The sequence below is a fragment of the Pseudomonas sp. SDO524_S393 genome, assembly GCF_054071875.1.
Window position 1 is genome coordinate 1 of sequence record NZ_JBSVVZ010000150.1, and the last position, 1,757, is coordinate 1,757.

The 1,757-nt window shown below is 62.7% G+C and carries 1 protein-coding gene; it reads left to right on the plus strand.

Going from position 1 to position 1,757, the window contains the following annotated elements:
- The first annotated feature begins 115 nt into the window (after positions 1-115).
- On the plus strand, positions 116-1,684 hold the full coding sequence (locus tag ACW9IB_RS29420; RefSeq protein WP_457369173.1) for a SulP family inorganic anion transporter: 1,569 nt from the start codon (positions 116-118) through the stop codon (positions 1,682-1,684).
- Positions 1,685-1,757 lie beyond the last annotated feature (73 nt).

Here is a 1,757-nt window from a genome sequence, read left to right on the forward strand (position 1 = left end):
GCGGCGTGCCGGCCAACAATGACTTAGCTGAACCACCGCATTCGCGAGCAAGCCCGCTCCCACAGGGTTTTGTAGGTACTGATATTCTGCGTCAAACACTCAAACCGAGACCCTGATGCCCCGGCCCAACCGCCATACACTCTTCCCCTTTCTCGCCTGGCTACCGCGCCAAACCCGCACCAGCGTCGGTCGGGATGCCGTTGTCGGCCTCAGTGGCGCGGTATTGGCGTTGCCGCAGTCGATTGCCTACGCCTTGATCGCTGGCCTTCCACCGGAATATGGGCTGTACGCCGCCATCATCCCGGTGTTGATCGCCTGCCTGTGGGGCTCCTCGTGGCACCTGATCTGCGGTCCCACGGCGGCGATCTCCATCGTGCTTTATGCCAGTGTCAGCCCGCTGGCCGTGCCGGGGTCAAAGGACTACATCACGCTGATCCTGCTGCTTACCTTTCTCGCGGGTATTTTCCAGTGGCTACTCGGCATGCTGCGGTTTGGCGCGCTGGTGAATTTCGTCTCCCATTCGGTGGTGCTCGGCTTCACCCTCGGCGCCGCCGTGGTGATTGCCCTGGGGCAGTTGCCCAACCTGCTGGGGATGGACCTGCCGAGCCAGGCCACGGCCATCAACAGCCTGGTGGCGCTGATCGACCATGGCGGCCAATGGGACCCGGCGTCCCTCGCCCTGGGTGCGGGCACGTTGCTGGTCGGCGCATTGCTCAAATACCTCGTACCACGCTGGCCGACACTGCTGATCGCCCTGGCTCTGGGCAGCCTGGTCGCGTGGCTGTGGCCGGCGATGTTCGGGCATGTGGCGCTGGTCAGTTCATTTATCGGCAAGCTGCCGCCGTTCAGCCCACTGCCCATGGACCTGGACGTGATCCTGCGCCTGCTGCCCAGCGCCGTGGCGGTAGGCATGCTCGGACTGGTGACCAGCCTGTCGATTGCCCGCTCACTGTCGGCGCGTTCTCAGCAGTTGCTTGATGCCAACCAGGAAGTCCGCGCGCAGGGTTTATCCAATATCGTCGGCGGATTCTTCTCCGGCTACTTGTCAGCCGGTTCTTTTACGCGCTCGGGCCTGAGCTACGAGGCGGGCGCATGTTCGCCCTTGGCCGGCGTGTTTTCCGCAGTGTGGGTGGCACTGTTTGCACTGTTTGGTGCGGCGTTGATCGCACACATTCCGATCCCGAGCATGGCCGCCAGCATCTTGCTGATCAGTTGGGGGCTGGTGGACCGTCGCGGCATTCGCGCCTTGTTCCGCGTCAGCCGCGCCGAGTTTGCAGTGATGAGCCTGACCTGTACCGCGACCTTGCTGCTGGAGCTGCAAACGGCGATCTATGCCGGGGTGCTGGCCTCGCTGTTTTTCTACCTCAAGCGCACTTCGCAACCTCGGGTGCAGCAATGGCGGGACGGCGATGAAGACGTATTGCGGGTCGGCGGCTCGATCTTTTTCGGCGCCAGCCATTACCTGCAAGTGCGCCTGCAAAGCTTGCAGGGCGAACGGGTGGTGATCGAAGCGCAGCAGATCAACTTCATCGACTATTCGGGGGTGGAAATGCTGCACCAGGAAGCGCGGCGGCTGCGCGGGTTGGGACGCAGCCTGACACTGCGCCGGGCGCGGCCGCAGGTGGTGGATGAGCTGAAAAAGCTGGAAGGGGCCGACAACTGCCCCATACATTTTGAAGACTGAATGCGGTCAAAACTGTGGGAGCTGGCTTGCCTGCGATAGCGGAGTATCAGCCCGCTCATTGGGTACTGACACA